We start from the raw sequence: 18,636 nt of genomic DNA on the forward strand, positions 1-18,636 counted from the left end.
CTCACTTACTGGAATGGGAGGTTCGGCTTAGCCGAGTTCACCCGCCAGCATGTGCATGTCGAACGGATTGACCATCATGTCGATGCCGTCGTTCGCCGGAGCAACCGCCGTCGAGCCCGGATCGCTGTCGATCGCGTCGCCGCCACCATACTGCAGGTCCGCAGCATCGAGATCGGAAACGGTTTCGAACCGGATCTGGATGTCGTTGGCCGACACATCGCCGTCGTTGTCGGCGTCGATGTAGAGCGTGCCGCCGACACCGTCGTCGTCGATCAGGAAGATCGCCTGGACGTTGCCGCCACCCGAGAGCGAACCCTCGACGTCGGCGAAGGTGTTGACCTCACCCAGATACTCGAGGTTGCCCGTGGCAACCGGATCGCCAGCATCGCCCGACGTGATGTTGAAGTCGATGTTCGTCAGATCGATCACGTCTTCACCGCTCACGAAGTCCATGATGGTGTCACGGGTGCTCGCCTGACCACCGAAGCTTTCGCTCTGGTCGTTGTAGACGAACGTATCAGCGCCAGCATTGCCCCAGAGCATGTCGCCACCGGCACCACCTTCGACGGTGTCGTCGCCGTCACCACCGTGGATCTCGTCACGACCGGCACCGCCATACAGCGAGTCCGCACCGCCCTGACCGTAAATGACGTCGTTCCCGGCTTCGCCGTAGACCGTGTCATCACCGCCACCGGCATTGATGCGATCGGCCATGAGGCCACCATAGATGGTGTCGTCACCGCCACCCGAGTTGATCGTCAGAGCAACCGAAGCGCCAATGCCGTCGATGAACAGGTCTTCGAACCCGTTCAGGCCGGTCGCATTGACCGTGAAGCCACCCGGCGCATCGGCTGCGCTGATGCCACCCAGATCGACATAGAGCTGGCCGCCCGGGACGGTCGTCCCGTTGCTGCCCGCCGTGGCGATGTTGAGGGTTTCGACACCCGCCACGCCGTCGAGGCTGGAAGCACCGGCCGAGAAGGTCGCGTTGATGCGATCGTTGGCAGTAGTGCCACCGGTCAGCGTGTCTTCGCCACCGAGGTCATTCAGATCGTCATATTCGAAGACCAGGACCGCGTCGCCGGCACCGCCGTTGACCGTGTCGGTACCGCCCATGAGCGAGAGCGTCAGCGTCCCGTCATAGCCTGCACCCAGCACGACCGAGTCGTCGCCGTCGGTACCTTCAACTTCGTTGATGCCTGCCGCTTCGGCGCGCTGGCCGAGAACGACGTCGATCATGCCTGCATCACCCGAGATGACTTCGACATCGAAGACGGAGATGAAGCCGTCGTCGGTGATCGTGCCACCCGTCTGGTAGATGACGTCGCGACCGCCGTTGCCGTCGAACTCAACGGTCGAACCGAGGTCGTCACCGTTGATCTGGAGGATGTCCTCACCCGAACCACCGTTGAAGTCGATGTTGTTGTCGACCCCGAGGTTGTCCTTGTCGACGATCGTCGTCGCAGCGCCACCGGTAATGACGAAGCTGTAGTCACCTTCCGTAAGACCGCCATCGAGACGAACCGTCAGGCTGTCGGCAGTGTCGGTCAGCATCGAGGCATCGACATTGATCACCGTGACGTCGGTCACGCTGTCGCTGTCGCCCGTGAAGACCAGCAGGTTGTCGTCGGCATCGACACCGGCAGTACGATCACCGCTCGAGGTGAGCTCGAAGTTCTCGATGCTCGAGACGTTGTCGAGATCGACGTAGGCATCAACGCCACCCATGCTGTTGTCCAGCTCGACGGTGTCGGTACCTGCACCGCCCGAGATGACGTCGGCGAACGTGAGTTCACCGTCTTCCGCACGGACAACGTCGTTACCGGCATTGAGCGTGATGTTGCTGTCGCCGTCGTTCATGAGAACAACGTCGGCACCCGACCCGGTGATGACCGTGTCGTTACCGGCACCGATCTCGTAGGTGTTCGGTCCGTACGGCGGGTTGTTCAGCGTGAGCGAAGCTTCCGTATCGACGGTGAGACCCACCGTGTACGCGGATGCATCCAGCGTGTCATCCCCAGTGGACGACAGAGCAACCGTGCGGATGCCCGCAGCCTGCGCATTTGCACCAATGGTGACCGACTCGCTCGTGAAGGCCTTACCCAGGATTTCAACGCTGGTTTTGTTCGCGAACTGAGCGTCCGTTACCGGGCCGCTATTGGCGCCGAACCAGAATTGATCCGTGCCGTCGCCACCGTCCACGATGTCGGCCGCCGTCCAAGTCGCATTTTCGACATAAATGATATCGTTACCGGCTCCGGCAGAGACATCATAAAGGCCACTGGCAAACTTGAAGATCTCATCGGCGCCTTCGCCGCCATTGATCACAAGATCTCCGCCGAGACCAGTAAGGCTATCGTTACCGGCACCGCCGTTGAGCGTGTCGGCAACGCCAGCCTCGGCCGATGCCTGCAGAATGTCATTACCAGCACCGCCATTGAGAGTGTCACCACCAACGCCGTTCACCGAATAAAGCGCGTCGTTACCCGCACCACCGGTTACGTTCACGTTATAGGTCGTGATCGCATTGCCGTTGAAGGTCAGAACATTGCCGGCACCAAGGTTGCCGCCATTGATGTTGAGCACTTCGCCGACCGACGGAGCATTGTCGTCGTCGAGGTTGATCGTGAAATCACCCGTCGCATTGGTCGGGTTGAGATTGATCTGCTCGAAACCGCTCAGCAGGTTCGCATTCGACAGGTTCGCCGACGTACGGATGTTGAGGACGTCGCCGTCGCCGTCACCGCCATCGATGTTGTCGGTGTCCGCAACATTGGTGACGTTGACGATGTCGTTCGCCGTACCGAGGTCGACGGTGTTGTTGCCGCCATCCACATTCACGGTGAGCGAGGTCTCGTAGGCCATGGCGTCGAGATTGGTCGCCGTGGTCGAACCGAGGCCGAGGTTCACGATGTCGATGCCAGCTTCTTCAGCTTCGGCGCCCAGCTCGACGGACGAACCGTTCGTCGCCGTGAGGACGTTGATGCCTTCGAAGTTGGTGAAATCGACGTCGTTGATGTCGGCGTCGGCCGAAACGATCGTGTCGCCTTCGCTGCCGCTCAGGATGATCGTCGGCGTGTCGCTCAGATCGTCGAGAACGACGGTCGTGTTGCCGACCTGGCCGCTCGCGTCGAGGGTTTCCAGCGTGTCCGGCAGATCCTGGAGAACGACATTGCCTTCACCGAAGACGTTGAGCGTCGTGATTTCCGAATCGAGGTTGCCGATGGTGCTGTTGCCGATGACGGTCAGGTTGATCGTCTCGACACCCATGCCTTCCATGCCGTCCGTACCACCGATGGTGATGCGCGCCGAGTTGGCACCGTTCACCGTCAGGTCGACAGCGTCGTTGTCGCCGTCGAGCAGTTCGTTCTGATACTCGACTTCGACGAACGCGTTGTTGCCGGTGACGTTGTTGACTTCGACGCCAGCAAGGTTCGTGAGTTCGGTGAAGGTCACGCCTTCCGAGCTGTTACGCGACGCGACGGTTTCCAGACCCGTGCTCGACGAAAGGTCGATCGTGACCGGCGCGGTGTCGTCGTTGGTGACGACGAAACGCTCGATCGAATCGAGTTCGAACGCGCCGTAGTTCTGGAGCGTGTTGTCGGCGTTGATGAAGAGACGCAGCTCGTCATTGTCGCCCTGGTTGGGATCGTCGATGACGTCGCCCGCACCAAGCTCGTTGTTACGCGCGATGTAGATGTCCTGGTCGAGCGTGCCGTCCAGAAGATCGATGCCCGGCGTGAGGAGCGTCACGTTGTTGGCCTGGGCCGACGTGCCGTTGACGGTGATCGTCAGCGTCGCGGTGTCGGTGTTACCGGCCGGATCGGTGACCTGATAGGTAACGACCACATCCTGGCTCTCGCCGTCGTTCAGCGCCTGATAGGCGGCGACCGAGGCGTCGAGCGTATAGCTGCCGTCGGGGTTCAGCGTGAAACCAGCGGGCGCATTGCCGACGATCGAGAAGGTGAGGTCTTCGCCTTCGGGATCCATCGCATTGTCAGCGAGCGAGCCGCTGATCGTCGTGTCTTCGTCACCCGAATCGGTGGCAGCCATCGCGACGGGGTCGGAATCGACGCCGTTGACGTTGACGGTGACCGTGGCGGTGTCCGTGTTCCCCTCGGGATCGGTGACCGTGTAGCTGAACGTGACCGTGGCCGTCTGGCTGTCGGTCAGTTCGGGATAGGCTTCATCGCTCGTGTCGAGCGTGAAGGTGCCGTCCGAATTGAACGTGAGGCCCGGAACGTCCGTACCTTCGACCAGGGCGAAGGTGAGGTTCCCGGCGGGCGTGTCGCTATCGGTGTCGTTGGCACCGACGTCGCCCATGACCATGCCGTCTTCAGCGACCGTGAAGGAATCGTTGGCGGCGACCGGAACTTCCTCGGGCACGAAGCCGTCGGCGAACACGGGCTGCTCGGTCGTCGTGATGACCTGGCCGTCGAGCTGGAACTGACCGTCGACGATGCTGAGCGAACGCGCGTCGGCGCCGCCGTCGAAGGTGATCGTGTTGGCATTGGCGCCCGTCGGGATCGTGATGACGTCGCCGTTGTCGGGGTTCGTGAAGATCACGACGTTACCCGAACGCGAAACGACATAGTCGTCGGCGCTGCCCGGGAGGTTGATGATGTCGCCACCACCCGTACCGAAGCTCGCACCGAAATTGACGATACCGCCAATAACCGTGATCTCTTCGCTACCTTCGACCGTACCACGGACTTCCGTGGGATCCGACCCATCGTTACCGGCGAACTGGAAGCCGCCTTCGGTAAGAATCAAACGTGCCATTTTTTACTCCTATTGCCCCCCTGTTAAGGGAGATGGTGTGTACCCAAAATTGTCGCGCTGCTTTTGCCTAACGGAAAGCGATGTCAGAGGCAAACCCGAATTTGGCCAGAAATGGTCAATAACGGGTTAGCGTCCTCAAGATTTTCGAAACTGATGTTGGAATGTCACGTCGCGCCGTTACTCCTTGGCTCGATGAGATAACGCACCACACTCGTGCGCATCCTTTTTCATGACGAACGGTCCGCAAAAATGCTCCCGCGATGGGCAGCGGCCTGCGACGGGACGCTCCGGCGTCTCGGCTAAACGAAAAAAAGGCCCCCGCTCGTTTCCGAGCGGGGGCCCTTTTCGTTGGCTTAACCGAACAGGAAGGTCTGATCGGGAACCAGGGAGAGGTCTTCCGCTCCACCCGAAACCGCCGCATCGGGGGCTTCGAAGAAGAAGTTCTGAACCCCGTCGCCGATCGCCGCTTCCGCCGACGCCGCATCGAAGACGATGTCGTCTTCGGTGATGACGTCGTAGAGGTAGATCTCGCTGACCTGGCCGTTGTTGTTGATGATGATCTGGACGTCATCCGCCACACCGTCACCATCGTAGTCCGAGCCGCTGAAGGCCACGGTCTGTTCGCTGGTGAAGGTGATCGTGTCGTCGGCACCGAAGCCGGAGACCGACACGAGGTTGGCGACCGAAGCGTCGTCGACGAAATCGTAGGCATCGTCGCTGGCATCGATATCGAGAGCGAACAGCGTGTTGGGATCGCCGTCATCATCCTGATCGAGGCTGATGACCGTCATTTCCGCCGCAACCGAAACGGTTACCGTCGCCGTGTCCGAGCCACCCTGGCCGTCAACGACCGTGTAGCTGATCGTCGCATCGCCTTCGAAGCCGGCGTTCGGCGTGAAGAGGATGGTACCATCGTCATTCACCACGACCGTACCGTCGTCCGACGAAGCAGCCGAAATCGACAGCATGTCGTTGTCGTCGTCCATGTCGTTGGCAAGAACGTCGATGACGACGGCCGTATCGAAGTCCGTCATGACCATGTCGTCCATCGCCACCGGCGCGTCGTTGACCGACGCGACGTCGACGATGAAGGTTTCCGTCGTCGTCGTCGTCCCGTCCGAGAACACAACCGTCAGCGAGTCGGCGCCGAAGTAGTTGTCATCCGGCGTATAGGACAGCGTGCCGTCAGCGTTGACGACCACCGTGCCATTGACCGCATCGGCCGACACGATCGTGATCATGTCGCCTTCTGCATCCGAAACGCGATCCGAGAGGTCGATGACGACCGCCGTGTCTTCGGTGGCCGCGATCGGGTCACCCAGAACGACCGTCGGAGCATCGTTGGAGCCAACCACGGTGTACGAAACCGTCGCAGTGTCCATGCCGCCGTTGCCGTCCATGACGACATAGTCGAAGCTGTACGACATCGTCTCGCCGTCGGTGAGCATCTGGTATTCCGGATCGGTGAGATCCAGCGACCAGCTGCCATCGGCATTGACGGTGAAGCCCGGCGGAAGCGTTTCGCCGTCCGCGAGCGAGACCGTCAGCGTGTCGCCATCGACGTCCAGGTCGTTGTCGAGCACGTTGCCCGTGACGAGGCCAGCGTCTTCATCGACGTTACCAAGGGCATCGTCCATCGCGACCGGAGCGTCGTTGACGCCCGCGACATTGACGGTGAACGAGCCATCCTGACTGGTGGTGCCGTCGGTTACGGTGAAGTTCACGACCGCCGCACCTTCGAAATCGTCGTCGGGAATGAAGGTCAGCGTACCGTCTTCATTGATGATCACGGTCCCGTTGTCCGAGTCGGCCGCGGTGATCGTGAGGTCATCACCATCGACATCGATGATGCTGTCACGGATATCGATGTTGAAGTCCGTGTCTTCGACGCCGTCGAACTGGAGATCGTCGCCGATGACCGGAACGTCGTCGACCGGAGTGACGACGACCGTCGCCGTGCTCGACGACGAGGCCATGCCGTCGCTGACGGTGTAGTTGATGACCGCGGTGCCGTTGAAGTCGGCGGCCGGATTGAAGGTCAGCGTACCATCATCGTTGATGGTGACCGTACCCACAGCAGCACCGCCCTGGACCGTGGCGGCCGTGATCGTGAGATCGTCGGCGTCGGCGTCGGTGTCGTTGGCGAGCACGTCGATGGTGACGGCCGTGTCCTCGGCGGTCGTCGCCGTGTCGGCATTCGCGACCGGAGCGAAGTTGTCGGTGACGCCGTTGACGGTGATCGTCAGCGTGCCGTTGTTGGTCGACTGGCCGTCGCTGACCTGGAAGGTCGCAACGATCGTCTCCGATTCGCCCGTGTCGAGATCCTGATAGGCAGCGTTGCCCGCATTGAAGCTGTAGCTACCATCGCTGTTGAGCGTCAGGCCGGGGATCGGATCGCCGACCAGCGTGTAGGTCAGGTTGCTGCTGTCCGGGTCGGTCGCCGTGAGCTGACCGGTCGCCGTCGTGTCCTCCGTGACGGTGATGCTTGCATCGGCCGCCGTCGGGGGAACGTTGATCGGAGTGACGATGACGTCGTCATCGTCGTCCCCGCCGAGCGCGAGAAGCGCGACGCCCGCACCGATCGCCAGCGCGCCGAGCGCGAGGTAGACGATGCCGTTATCTTCGGGGCCGCAATCTTCATAGTCGTCGTCGATGCCGTCGCCGTCCATGTCCTGACCGAGCACGGCTTCGGCGATGACGGCAACGTCTTCGACCGTCGTATCCGAGGACACGTCTTCATCTTCTTCGGCGTCGGCCTTGTCTTCGTCGGCGTCGTCGGCCTTGTCGGCCTTCGCGTCGACCTTCTCGACCTTCGCAGTGTCGACGTCGGCCGCGACCGCTTCCGCGTCAACCGCGGCGGCTTCGGCACTGGCGGCGGCCATCGCGGCAGCCTGAGCGGCGATCTGCGCCTGAGTCGGAGCCGTCGCCGGCGCCTGCGTTTCGGTTACGGCTTCCGTCTCGACGGCTTCCGCACCGCTGTCTGCATTCGACGTATCGATCGATCCTACAGCGTCGGTCATATCATTCTCCCTTTTATACTCTTACGTATACCTTGGTCGTTCAGCCCCCACGAAGGACAGGCGCACCTGCACCCCGCCTCCTGTTCCGAGTGGACTTATCCGCCACTCCTACATGGCGAATTGAGTTGTTCAAGCCGTAAATTTGCAACTTTGTTGCGCGTCCGGGCCGAAACGGTCGCCCGATAAGGCCAATCGTTTCGCAGGCGAGAAGACTTTTCGCCTCCTCCATAAGGACTTGCTTTCAATGCGTGCTCGATCTTGAACATGTTCTTGGAATGCATAGGTTTCCGTGTCATAGGGCGGGTGCGGACGCGGGGGTTCGCATCGCCGTTCTCATCACCGCTCGCCTTGAAGAAAGGGTCAAGCGCCTTGCCGAATGCATTTGTCCGTAAAGTTAGCGAAGCGCAGATGATGACGTCTCGATTCCCAAAAATTCTTCTCGGGAGCGTAGTCTTCGCTTCCCTTGCGAGCGCAGGTGCGTCCGCCCAGGAAGTCTCGATCTACGGCCCCGTCGATACGCAAGAGGACGTTCAGCCCCTCGTTGTTGTTCCATCCGAGGCGACAGGAATTCCGCCGCGGCTCGAACAGGGCGCCGTGGACGCGCTTTCGACCTATCCTTCGCTCCGCTCGGCGCGCGCTTCGATCGAGGCCGCCGACATCGATGTGAATGCCGCCAAGTGGCTGTGGGGACCGAGCGTCAACGTGTCGGCGCTGACCCGCGATATTCGTGGCATCAGCCCCGAGATCACGGTGGTGCAGCCCGTCTATACCTTCGGGAAGATCGAAAGCTCGATCGACCGGGCGAAGGCGGTCAAGATGGTCGAGATCGCCCGGGTCGGGGAAATCGCGCAGGACATTCTCCTTCGATTGGCGCAGAATTATTACGAGATCGTCCGCACGACGCAGCTCGAGGGCGCGCTGGAGGAAAGTCTCGCCGAACACCAGCGGTTGGTCGACAGTATCCAGCGCCGCGTCGATCGCGATGTCAGCCCGGCATCGGATCTCGAGCTCGCCAAGTCGCGCCTCGCACAAGTACGTCAGCAGCTCGCCTTCAATACCGCGCAACGTTATGCGGCGCAGGAGCGCTTTCGTGAGCTGACCGGCGACGACGCCGCACCGGGCCCGCCGTTCGAGCCCTACGATCCTGCCGTGCACCACCCCGACTATCAGCAGGCAATCGACAGTGCCCTTTTGTGCAATCCCACGATCGAGCGGATTGCGGCCGAGGCGGCAGTGGCCGACGCCGACAAGCGCATTGCCAAGGCGTCCATCTATCCCGAGCTCGGCGTGCAGTATCGCTACGATGAATTTCGCGGCAGCCAGCTCGGCCTCGCCGTGACCGCCTCGACGACCTCGGGCCTGTCGCCGCTGATCGCCGCGGACGCTGCCCGGGCGCGTGCCGACGCGAGCTTCATCGACATTACCGTCGCCCAGCGCCAGACCCGCGAACAGCTCATTCTCGACCTCGTCGAGAACCAGGCCGCGCGCAGCCGCATCGAGAGCAGCGCCGCCGCAGCCGACGCGTCGGAGAATGTGACCGACAGCTACCTACGCCAGTTCATCGCCGGAAGGCGCACCTGGCTCGACGTCATGAACGCCGTGCGCGAAGCCATCAACGCGCGCATCGGATTGACTGAATCCGAGGTGAGCGCGATGTCGTCCGCCGCCCGGATCCGCATCAGAACTTGCGAGTGGCGACCCTATCTCGCCCTCACGGAGATTGAAGAATGAGCCTCACCCTACTGGTCGAGAAACTCGCCGCGGCGCAGGGCGCCGACCTGTCGCCCAACTGGCGGCTGGAACTGGGCGAAGAGGATTTCGACACCACCACGTCCAACGGTCTCTATCATAGCGACGACGGCCTGTACGCGCTGGCGCGCGCCGCGGGATGGAAGGAGCCGACGCAAGTGCGCGGTCGCCCGCGTCCCAACCAGTTCCCGCTCCTGATGCTGCTGCCCGAAAAGGGCTGGGTCATCGCCGAACAATGGGAATCGCTCGACAGCGTGCGCGTCAACGGACCCACCGGCGCGCGCGTGATGAGGATCCCCGAAGGCGCGGCTTTCTATCATCTCAAGATCCCGCAGCTGCGCGATCGCGGCGGCAGCCAGAAGGCGATCGACGTCTTCTGGCGCGCGCTGATCCTCCGCAAGGGGGTGTTCTTCTCCGCGATCGTCGCGACCGTGATCGTCAACCTCATCGGCCTCGCGACCGCGCTTTTCTCGATGCAGGTCTATGACCGCGTCATTCCGCGCGGCGGCTTCTCCACGCTCTACGTTCTCGTCGTCGGCGTGCTGATCGCGCTGGCGCTGGACTTCCTGTTGCGCACGACGCGCAGCCTCATGATCGAGCGCGAGGCCGCGAAGATCGATGCGGAGGTCTCCGAATATTTCTTCGCCCGCAGCCAGGCGGTGCGGCTGGACGCGCGCGGCGGCGGCATCGGTACGATGGCCTCGCAGATCCGCGGCTGGGAACAGATCCGCGGGCTGATGAGCTCCGCCTCGATCTTCCTCGTCGCCGATCTTCCGTTCGCGATCTTCTTCATCTTCGTGATCTTCATGATCGCCGGACCGCTGGCATACGTCCCGCTCGTCAGCTTCCCGATCGCGGTCGTCCTGGCGCTGATCTTCGCCCGGCTGATCCGCAAGGATACCGCGCGCGCGCAGGTGTCGGGCAACCGCAAGAACGGGATGCTGGTCGAAAGCCTCGATGCGGCCGAGACCATCAAGGCCAACCGCGGAAACTGGCACATGCTCGCGCGCTGGAACCAGTTGATGGACGAGGTGCAGATGCACGAGGATCCGGTCAAGCGCTGGAGCTCGATCGCGACCTCGATGTTCACGGCACTCCAGCAGACAACCTACGTGCTGATCGTCGCGTTTGGCGCGGTGCTGGTGGCCGAGGGCGAACTGACCGCGGGCGCGCTCATCGCCTGCGCGATCATCGCGGGCCGCGTCAACGGACCGCTCGTCGCGCAGCTTCCCAACCTGCTCGTCCAGTGGGGCTATGCCCGTTCCTCGCTCGGGATGCTCGATGCGCTGATGGCGCTGCCGCTCGACCAGGACCCCGAAGTCGAGGGCCTGCGGCCCGAGAAGATCGATCCCACGCTCACGCTCGACAAGGCGGCCTTCGCCTATCCCGGTGTGCGGACGGGCGTCGAGATCGAGAAGCTGAAGATCGAGGCGGGCGACCGCGTGGGGATCATCGGTGGCATCGGCTCGGGCAAGTCGACGCTGCTTCGCCTGATGGCGGGGCTCTATGCGCCGGCAGCGGGCAACGTTCAGGTCGGCGGCCTCGACATGGGGCTGATCGCACCCGACGTGCTGCGCCGCCATGTCGGCTATCTTCCGCAGGATACGCGCCTTCTCAACGGCTCCCTGCGCGAGAACCTGCTCATGGGCCTGTCCGATCCGGGCGATGAAAAGCTCATGGCGACCATCGAGCAGGTCGGCCTGGCCCCGCTCGTCGCCAATCATCCGCACGGGCTGGAATTGCAGATCCAGGAGGGCGGCCGCGGCCTTTCGGGCGGGCAACGCACGCTCGTCAACATGGCACGCCTGATGCTCGCGAAGCCCTCGATCTGGCTGCTCGACGAGCCGACCTCGAATCTCGATCAGGGGACCGAGCAGAAGCTGCTCAAGACCCTCCACGATTTGTTCGGCAGCGACGCGACCGTCATCCTTTCGACGCATCGCATGAAGCTCCTCCAGCTGACGCAGAAGCTCATCGTCATGCAGTCGGGCAGGGTCGCGATGATGGGGCCGACCGCGCAGGTGCTCGAGCAGTTGAAGAAACAGTCGGGCGGCGGTTCGCCCGACAAGCCCAAAAAGCCGGTTCGGCTGGCCAGCTAGGATATCAGACGCATGTTGCAGTCCCGCCTCCACTCCGGCGCCCGCGCGCGCGACGGGCGTTTCAAGCCCAGAGCCAGCACGGTCATCATCTTCGTGTCGCTGTTCGCGCTCGTCGGCTTCCTCGTGTGGTCGATGTGGGCACATATCGACCAGATCAGCCGCGCCCCCGGCGAAGTTATTCCCTCGGGCCGTACCCAGATCATCCAGTCCGAAGAGGGCGGGACCATCGAGGAAATTCTTGTCCAGGAAGGCGACGAGGTCAAAGCGGGACAATTGCTGGTTCTTCTCGACAAGCGCCGCCCCGCCGCCGCGGTCGACGAGTCGCGTGCCGAAGTGGCCGCGCTCAAAACCCGCATGGCGCGGATCGAGGCCGAATTGTTCAATCGCCCGCTGTCCTTTCCTGCCGACACCGCGGACTTCCCCGAATTCCGCGCCAACCAGAGTTCGCTCTATACGCGCCGTCGCCAGTCGCTCGCCACGCAGACGAGCGCGCTCCAGGCGCTGCTCGATCTCACGCGTGAGGAACTGCAGCTCAACCTGCCGCTCGTCGAGAGCGGTGACGTGGCGCGTTCGGAAGTGTTGCGCATGCAGCGTACCGCCGCCGACTATCAGGGACAGATCACCAATCTTCGTACCGACTATCTCGCCGAGCTCCAGACCGAGTTCGCCGCCACGCAGGAAGAACTCGCGACCGCCTCGCAACAGCTGGCGCAGCGCGAGGCCGTGCTCGGTGCATCCGAATTGCGGGCGCCGACCGACGGGGTCATCGTGCATGTCGCGCTGACCACGATCGGTGGCGTGCTGCGGGCCGGCGATGAAGTGCTGCAGATGGTGCCGTCGGGCGACGAACTCATCGTCGAATCGCGCGCCGACCCCGCCGACATCGCGTTCGTCCAGGTGGGTGACGAGGGCAACGTCAAGTTCGACGCCTATGACAGCACCATCTACGGCGCGGCCGCCGCCAAAGTGGTATTCGTCAGCGCCGATACGCTCTCCGAGGAAACCGAAGACGGCGTCGTCACCTATTATCGCGTGCGCCTCTCCGTCGACCCCTCGACGCTGCGTCCGCGCACGCGCGACGAGAGAATCTCGCTCCAGCCCGGCATGACCGCGATCGCCGAGATCAAGACCGGCGAGACGACGGTGTTCCACTATCTCACCAAGCCGATCCTCAAGACGGCGTCCGAGGCATTGGGCGAGCGATAGGTCGGTGGTCGGATCGAGGAAGGATGCGAAAATGTGTCCCTCCCGAACGGCCGCTCAGTCGATGGCGACCAGCCCTTGATGGTACGCTGCCGCCTTCGCAGCATATAAAGCGGCGGAAGCGCGAAGCATCGCCGCCGCCTCGTCATCGAGCGTGCGGATGGCCTTTGCCGGGGCGCCGACGATAAGACTGCGCGGCGGGAAGGTCTTGCCCTCGGTGACCAGAGCCGCCGCGCCGACGATCGACCCCGAACCGATCACCGCCCCGTTGAGGATGCGCGCGCCCATTCCGACGAGCACCTCGTCCTCGATGGTGCAGCCGTGCAGGATCGCCTGGTGTCCGACCGTCACGCGCGCGCCGATGACGAGCGGGGCATCGGGATCCGAATGGCCGATCGCCCCATCCTGGAAATTGCTTTCCTCGCCGATCGTGATGGGCGTGTTGTCGGCACGGATGATCGCGCCGAACCAGACGCTTGCCCGCGCACCGAGGCGAACGTCACCGATCAGGTCGGCGGAGGGCGCCACCCACGCTCCATCCTCCAAAACGGGTTCTTTGTCGTCTAGCCGATAGAGTGTCATGGCGCCGACGCTAGGACGAGCGGTCGGTTCTTGGCAACGATCAACCGGCGACCCGCGCCCTGCGCCGCGAATGAGCAGGATCTCCCAATCGTAAGAGAACGTTGTCGGAGTCCACGGAAGCGCCAAGCGCGTCAGGATCGTCGCCAAGACCTCGCGTCGTCTCCCTCCCGTAGCGTAGTCGCCGCCTCGCCTCGCTGCCACGGCCAAACGCATCCCTGCGGTCGCCGCTTATCCCTGGGCGGCCTTCCCCACCTGTGCGGACGATTTGTCCGAATAGCGCGCGATCCTCTCGTCGACCTGTTCGAGCGTGATGGGCTTTGTCAGATGATCCTGCATCCCGGCCTCGAGACAGGCTTCTACATCCTCGGCATAGGCATTGGCCGTCAGCGCGACAATCGGGAGCGTGCCTGCATCGAAGCCCAACGCCCTCAGGCGGCGGGTGGCCTCGAACCCATCCATCTGCGGCATCTGGAGATCCATGAAGACGAGATCGTAGAGGCGTGCCTCGTCGCGCGCGTGGCGGACGCAATCGATGGCATCGAGGCCTGTCGATGCGATCGCCACGTCGACCCCCAGCTTCTGGCACATCGCCTCGATCAGCACCTGATTGACGGCATTATCCTCCACGACGAGAAGGGAGACGTCGCGCGCGATGGTCCCCATCGTTGCGGGCGCATCAATGGCGACCGCGTCGCTGTGTTCGAGGATGCGGACGGGAAGCTCGATCGTGAAGGTTGAGCCGGGTCCCGAATTCGCCCGCGCATGGACATCGCCGCCCATCAGCCGCGCCAGATTCCGACTGATCGGCAGTCCCAGACCCGTCCCGCCAAAGCGCCGAGCGGTGGTGGCGTCGGCCTGCCTGAAGTTGGCAAAGATGGATTCCAGTTGCTTCTCCTGGATCCCGACACCCGTATCCCTGACCTCGACCAGTAACACGTCATCCTCGCTATCGTCCTTCATCCGTGCGGTGACACAAACCCCGCCCTCATCGGTGAACTTGATCGCGTTCGCGATGAGATTGAGCACGATCTGGCGAAACCGCAGCCGGTCACCCTCGAAGCGGAGCGGGACGTCGGGGTCGATGTTCATCGAAAGGTCGATGGCCTTTTCCGAGGCCATCGGCATCATGATCGCAAGACAGCTTTCAAGCTTGTCGCGAAGAACGATTTCCTCCTTCGCGAGTTCGAGGCTGCCCGCTTCGATCTTCGAGATGTCGAGAATGTCGTTGAGGAGCGTCAGCATCGACCGCCCGCTGTCTCTGATGAGGCTTACGTAGCGACGCTGGGTCGCGGTCAGTTCCTCGCGTAGCAGCAGGTCCGTAAACCCGATCACCCCGTTCATGGGCGTTCTGATTTCGTGGCTCATATTGGCGAGGAACCGGCTCTTGGCAGCCACCGCATAACGCGCCCTGCTGAGGGCCGCGGTCAGTTCACGCTGGCGTGCCAGTTCATCGGTGCGGTCGCGAAAGACGCCGAACAGTCTGACGGACGTTCCCTCGTCGTCGCATTGCACACGGGCGATCGATTCCACCTGTCGGATCTCGCCATCGGCCCGTACGAGCCGCGCCTGAAACGTGTAGCCCGTCCCGGTCTCGACTGCGCGCTCGAAATTGTCGACCACGATCTGGCGGTCTTCGGGATGATACACCGCGATCGCAGCTTCGAGATCTGGCGCCTTGCCGGGCGGCTGTCCGTGGATGCGGAATGTCTCGTCTGACCAGAAGATCTGCTGTGTCCGCAGATCGACTTCCCAATGACCGATGCTGGCTGTCTGCTCGGTCATCTGCAGGAGCCGATCGGACTCGCTCCACTCGTGAACCGCATTTCTCCGTTCATCGTCCGACCGTTGCAGCTTCGTCGCTACCGCTTTGGTACGCCGGCGCGCATTGCGTTCGTGCAGGGTTACGCAGGCCAGCAGGAGCAAGAAGGCAACCTCCGCCGCCGCAGAAAACTCGGCGTAGCGCGCCGCGACGTACAGCCCGACGATGGCGACAAAAGCCGAATAAGGTGTGAAGCAACGGAGCATGGTTCGCCTTCTCGATGGCACGAGAACCGAACATTACGGGAACATCTAACGTCTGTTTAGGAGCTTCCGATCCGTATCGGACCAACCGTCGGCGGACGGCCTCGCAGCAAAGGCCGAGGAAAATGGTGCCCCAAAGACGACAAAAATGGGCACTCAAATCATTGGGAAATTTCTCTTTCGAGACCCTGACCCCTCGCCTCGGTCAAGTGAATCGCGGCTCCTGGGCCGGTAGCTGACTGTCTGCTTCCGGCGTCGGGAGCTCAAAAGCACCGACACTCATACTCCTCATGCCGTCAAGGACCGCTAACGCCCCCTGAGCAGACCTGACCACTTGAAACGATATATAAACAGGTTTGTTAGGTCGCAGATGTCCCGTCTAATCGACTGTTAGCCTGACATAGGTTATGTGATAAAGATTGGCTCTAAGCTAATCGAATTCGCATTTGGCGAGAATGCTAACGAGGATGTTAGATCAACAATGAATAGGGGCGATTGATATGAACCAGCCGCTTTTGATAGCAACTAAGGTTTTGTTGATACTCGCAATAGAAGCGAGCCTAGCGGATCGCGCACTAGCACAGGACATGAATCAGCTGCTCGAGCGGAAATACGACATTCTCGAAAAGGAAGCCGAAGCTAATCGTCTCCGCGCAGAGGCAGAGGCGCGACGCGCGCCCCAAAGTGCAAATCGGGTTCCTCCCGTTGCCGCAAGGATGGTCTCGTCACCTGAAATAAGGCATACCGTCGGACAAGGGTCGAATGACTTCGCCAACTTCAACGCACCGACCTATCAGCTGCCCAATGGAGTCGTCTTGGAAGTCAGTGGCGACCTCCTTCCCGGCGCCGATGTTGTTTGCCTATCTAACTGCTAACTCCTTGCCGGAAAGTCCGCTTTTGGGCCGATAACGGACCGTCCGCTTCCAGCGTTATCCTCCTCGACGAACATTGGCGAGCATTTGGCCTGAGCTTCGAAACTGCGAAACGCAGCTGGGCGGTTCAGGCGGTGCTTGGCCCGCTTTTGTCAGCAGCGATGTCGCCCCCAGTAACGCTGCCATCGCAGCGCATACCCGCGCGACACCATCGCGCACGACAGATCAACGCCGGATGCAGTGACGCACCACGCGCCAGTACGCGAACCACCAGCCGAACCGGTCGAGATGCATGACATTGCCGGTGCATTCACAATGACATGACCATGCGATAGTTTACCGCGCGGACCTCCAAGCAACTCGACCAGCGCATCGCGCGCAGCAATGCCGGACGCATCGGGGCACGGATGATTGGCACGGCATTCGTCATCGAGTTCGCGCGCCGCGATCCCAGACAGGCGAACACGCGGACCTTCCTCGCACCAGATTGGCCCATCACCATCCCAGACGGCAATCGGTGTGCATTCAAACCCGCTACCGGCGGGCACGACCGGCGCAAGCGCAAAAAGTAGAGCGATCAGCATCGTGTACGCAGTCATCCCTAGGGCCCCAAACTATGTCAATATTTGAGAGCTGGGGCCCGAAACGATCCACAGAAATCTCACGATCCGTTCTTGATCTGTTCTCCCTTGCGAAGCATTTGTGCGGCATGTCCACTAAGCACATTCGCACCGTTTCCGATTTAGTCCGATTTGGGGCGGGGCTTAAGGTCCACTGTCTTAACTGCGGGAATGCGGCCACGCTTGATGGAATGAAGCTAGCACAGCGCGGGGCCGCGACGGCAGAGCTTCGGACGCTAGCGCACAGATTCAAATGCTCAAGGTGCGGGGCGCGCGGTGATGCCCATGCGACGGTACTGCCGCCTGTCGGCGAGCCGCGCGGGCAGTAAAAGAGAGGGCTCAAGTAGGAACCTAAAGGGTACCTACGGTCAGTCGGGCAGAAAGGGAGAATAAACTTTCTCTTAAGAGCACTTGTATTACCTTTCAACCTATGTACTCAAAATTTCTATCTCAAAACAATGTCTTCGGACAACGCAGAAGCCGAAAGGTGCGCAAGTGATTAGGGGAATTTTCGTTACAGCCTTCGGAACCATTCTAGGTCCTTTTATAGGCCTAGCCTCTCTGGTTGCGTTTCTATCCGGCGCTGCCTTCGGGCTAATGGCGCTGGCCTCGCTCATCTTCTGGTCCGGAGATCTTTTTGTCGCGGCCGCCATACCCTGCATGGTGTTTGCCATCATAGCGAATGTCTTTCGCTATTCTCTGGAATGGGCGATCGCCCAGGCTGCTGGAACGGGTGGCGAATAAGCAACGCACGGCTTGTACATCGCTAGTTCTGGTCAAAGTGTAACTCATCCTGATACTGATAATAAAGGATCGCAATTTGGCTAAAAATTTTCATCGCGTAAGTTTGGTTGCTTTGGGGGTGGCGACTTTCGCGACCAGCGCTCTTGCGGGACCTAACGATATGGACATTGCGGGCGTGAAGCTCGGTATGGAATGGGCGGAAGCGGAGCAGAAGTTGATTGCTGCGAACTATGCCTGCCGTTCTTCTGGAACGATAAAGACCTTCCAAGAACGAGTGCAGTCAGAGATAAAGCGCCGAAACGGCGAGTTTGAAGCTTGGCCTCAGCAAAGCGGGACTCGTTTTTGGTGGTGCGAAGGAAAAAGTGGTGAAGAACTGCAAATTGGCCTGGCGCATCCCGAGCTAGGGCCGGTAATCGACACACTTAAGCTATATGTGACCAGTGACCGGTTCGATCTTGCGCGTTTTGAGGAGCAAGTGTCGGCTAAATACGGTTTGCCGACAGGGGGAACTGTCAAGAACGGGGTGTGGTGCACTAATGGCGCAACGAGGTGCGGTGGGATTGGCGAAGACAATCCGTACTTCAGGACAATTAGCCAGCAGGGTTTTGACACGACCGTGTCTTTTTCGATCCTTGCTGAACGTGGAAGCACTGTGAGTAAAACGGAGACAGAAGCTGTCATGCGCGAAGCTGATCAGCTTTCACCAAAAAACAACTCGGCGGCTTTTTGAGGGATCAAATAGAGCGCATTTTTTGAGCGTTCTTGCGAAGGGCGGGAGGGCTGTGAGCGGCCTTCCTGCCTAATATCTGTCTGCCTACAGGCCCGTATGCGGGTGTATTTCTTTTAACTCGCGGCCGGTTTTACGCGATAGGAGAACTGGTCAGGGGGGGGGAGGTCTAAACTTGGACCGCTACTCTCGGCGGGCGGCGATCGTTCCTGTGAC

Annotated in this window: 11 protein-coding genes; 6 read left to right on the forward strand and 5 right to left on the reverse strand. The window is 61.3% G+C overall.

The window, feature by feature from the left end; genetic code table 11:
* Positions 1-27 precede the first annotated feature (27 nt).
* Positions 28-4,782 carry a beta strand repeat-containing protein gene (locus WJS89_RS05550; RefSeq protein WP_346339925.1) on the reverse strand — a complete coding sequence of 1,585 codons (4,755 nt, stop codon included), beginning with the start codon at positions 4,780-4,782 and terminating at the stop codon, positions 28-30.
* Between the two features lie 353 nt (positions 4,783-5,135).
* A complete protein-coding gene (locus WJS89_RS05555) occupies positions 5,136-7,802 on the reverse strand; it encodes an Ig-like domain-containing protein (protein ID WP_346339926.1) in 2,667 nt (888 codons plus the stop codon).
* 408 nt (positions 7,803-8,210) lie between these two features.
* Here WJS89_RS05555 and WJS89_RS05560 point away from each other — a divergent pair, with 408 nt between their 5' ends.
* From WJS89_RS05560 to WJS89_RS05570, 3 genes are read left to right on the forward strand one after another with little or no spacing between them, the layout of a single operon-like run.
* Complete coding sequence (locus WJS89_RS05560) at positions 8,211-9,533, forward strand: TolC family protein (protein ID WP_346339927.1); 1,323 nt, start codon at positions 8,211-8,213, stop codon at positions 9,531-9,533.
* The gene (locus WJS89_RS05565) at positions 9,530-11,650 is read left to right on the forward strand and encodes an ATP-binding cassette domain-containing protein (RefSeq protein ID WP_346339928.1); all 2,121 of its coding nucleotides are present in this window, start codon (positions 9,530-9,532) and stop codon (positions 11,648-11,650) included. The genes WJS89_RS05560 and WJS89_RS05565 overlap by 4 nt, the downstream gene beginning before the upstream one ends.
* Positions 11,651-11,662: 12 nt before the next feature.
* On the forward strand, positions 11,663-12,856 hold the full coding sequence (locus WJS89_RS05570) for a beta-barrel domain-containing protein (RefSeq protein WP_346339929.1): 1,194 nt from the start codon (positions 11,663-11,665) through the stop codon (positions 12,854-12,856).
* A gap of 54 nt (positions 12,857-12,910) precedes the next feature.
* Here the strand turns inward: WJS89_RS05570 and WJS89_RS05575 are convergent, their stop codons facing one another.
* Both WJS89_RS05575 and WJS89_RS05580 read right to left on the reverse strand, forming a co-directional pair.
* Entirely contained in the window at positions 12,911-13,435 is a 525-nt protein-coding gene (locus WJS89_RS05575; RefSeq protein ID WP_346339930.1) for a gamma carbonic anhydrase family protein, read from the reverse strand.
* A gap of 228 nt (positions 13,436-13,663) precedes the next feature.
* On the reverse strand, positions 13,664-15,460 hold the full coding sequence (locus WJS89_RS05580; protein WP_346339931.1) for an ATP-binding protein: 1,797 nt from the start codon (positions 15,458-15,460) through the stop codon (positions 13,664-13,666).
* A gap of 497 nt (positions 15,461-15,957) precedes the next feature.
* Here WJS89_RS05580 and WJS89_RS05585 point away from each other — a divergent pair, with 497 nt between their 5' ends.
* Positions 15,958-16,332: a hypothetical protein gene (locus WJS89_RS05585; protein ID WP_346339932.1), complete on the forward strand. Its 375-nt coding sequence runs from the start codon at positions 15,958-15,960 to the stop codon at positions 16,330-16,332.
* A 149-nt stretch (positions 16,333-16,481) separates the two neighbouring features.
* Here WJS89_RS05585 and WJS89_RS05590 read toward each other — a convergent pair whose 3' ends face one another.
* Complete coding sequence (locus WJS89_RS05590) at positions 16,482-16,913, reverse strand: thermonuclease family protein (protein ID WP_346339933.1); 432 nt, start codon at positions 16,911-16,913, stop codon at positions 16,482-16,484.
* A gap of 633 nt (positions 16,914-17,546) precedes the next feature.
* Here WJS89_RS05590 and WJS89_RS05595 point away from each other — a divergent pair.
* On the forward strand, positions 17,547-17,693 hold the full coding sequence (locus tag WJS89_RS05595) for a hypothetical protein (protein ID WP_346339934.1): 147 nt from the start codon (positions 17,547-17,549) through the stop codon (positions 17,691-17,693).
* A gap of 76 nt (positions 17,694-17,769) precedes the next feature.
* The gene (locus WJS89_RS05600) at positions 17,770-18,423 is read left to right on the forward strand and encodes a hypothetical protein (RefSeq protein WP_346339935.1); all 654 of its coding nucleotides are present in this window, start codon (positions 17,770-17,772) and stop codon (positions 18,421-18,423) included.
* The last annotated feature ends 213 nt before the right edge of the window (positions 18,424-18,636 follow it).

The organism is Sphingomicrobium aquimarinum, from assembly GCF_039655735.1.
In the GTDB taxonomy this organism is placed as follows: Bacteria; Pseudomonadota; Alphaproteobacteria; order Sphingomonadales; family Sphingomonadaceae; genus Sphingomicrobium; species Sphingomicrobium aquimarinum.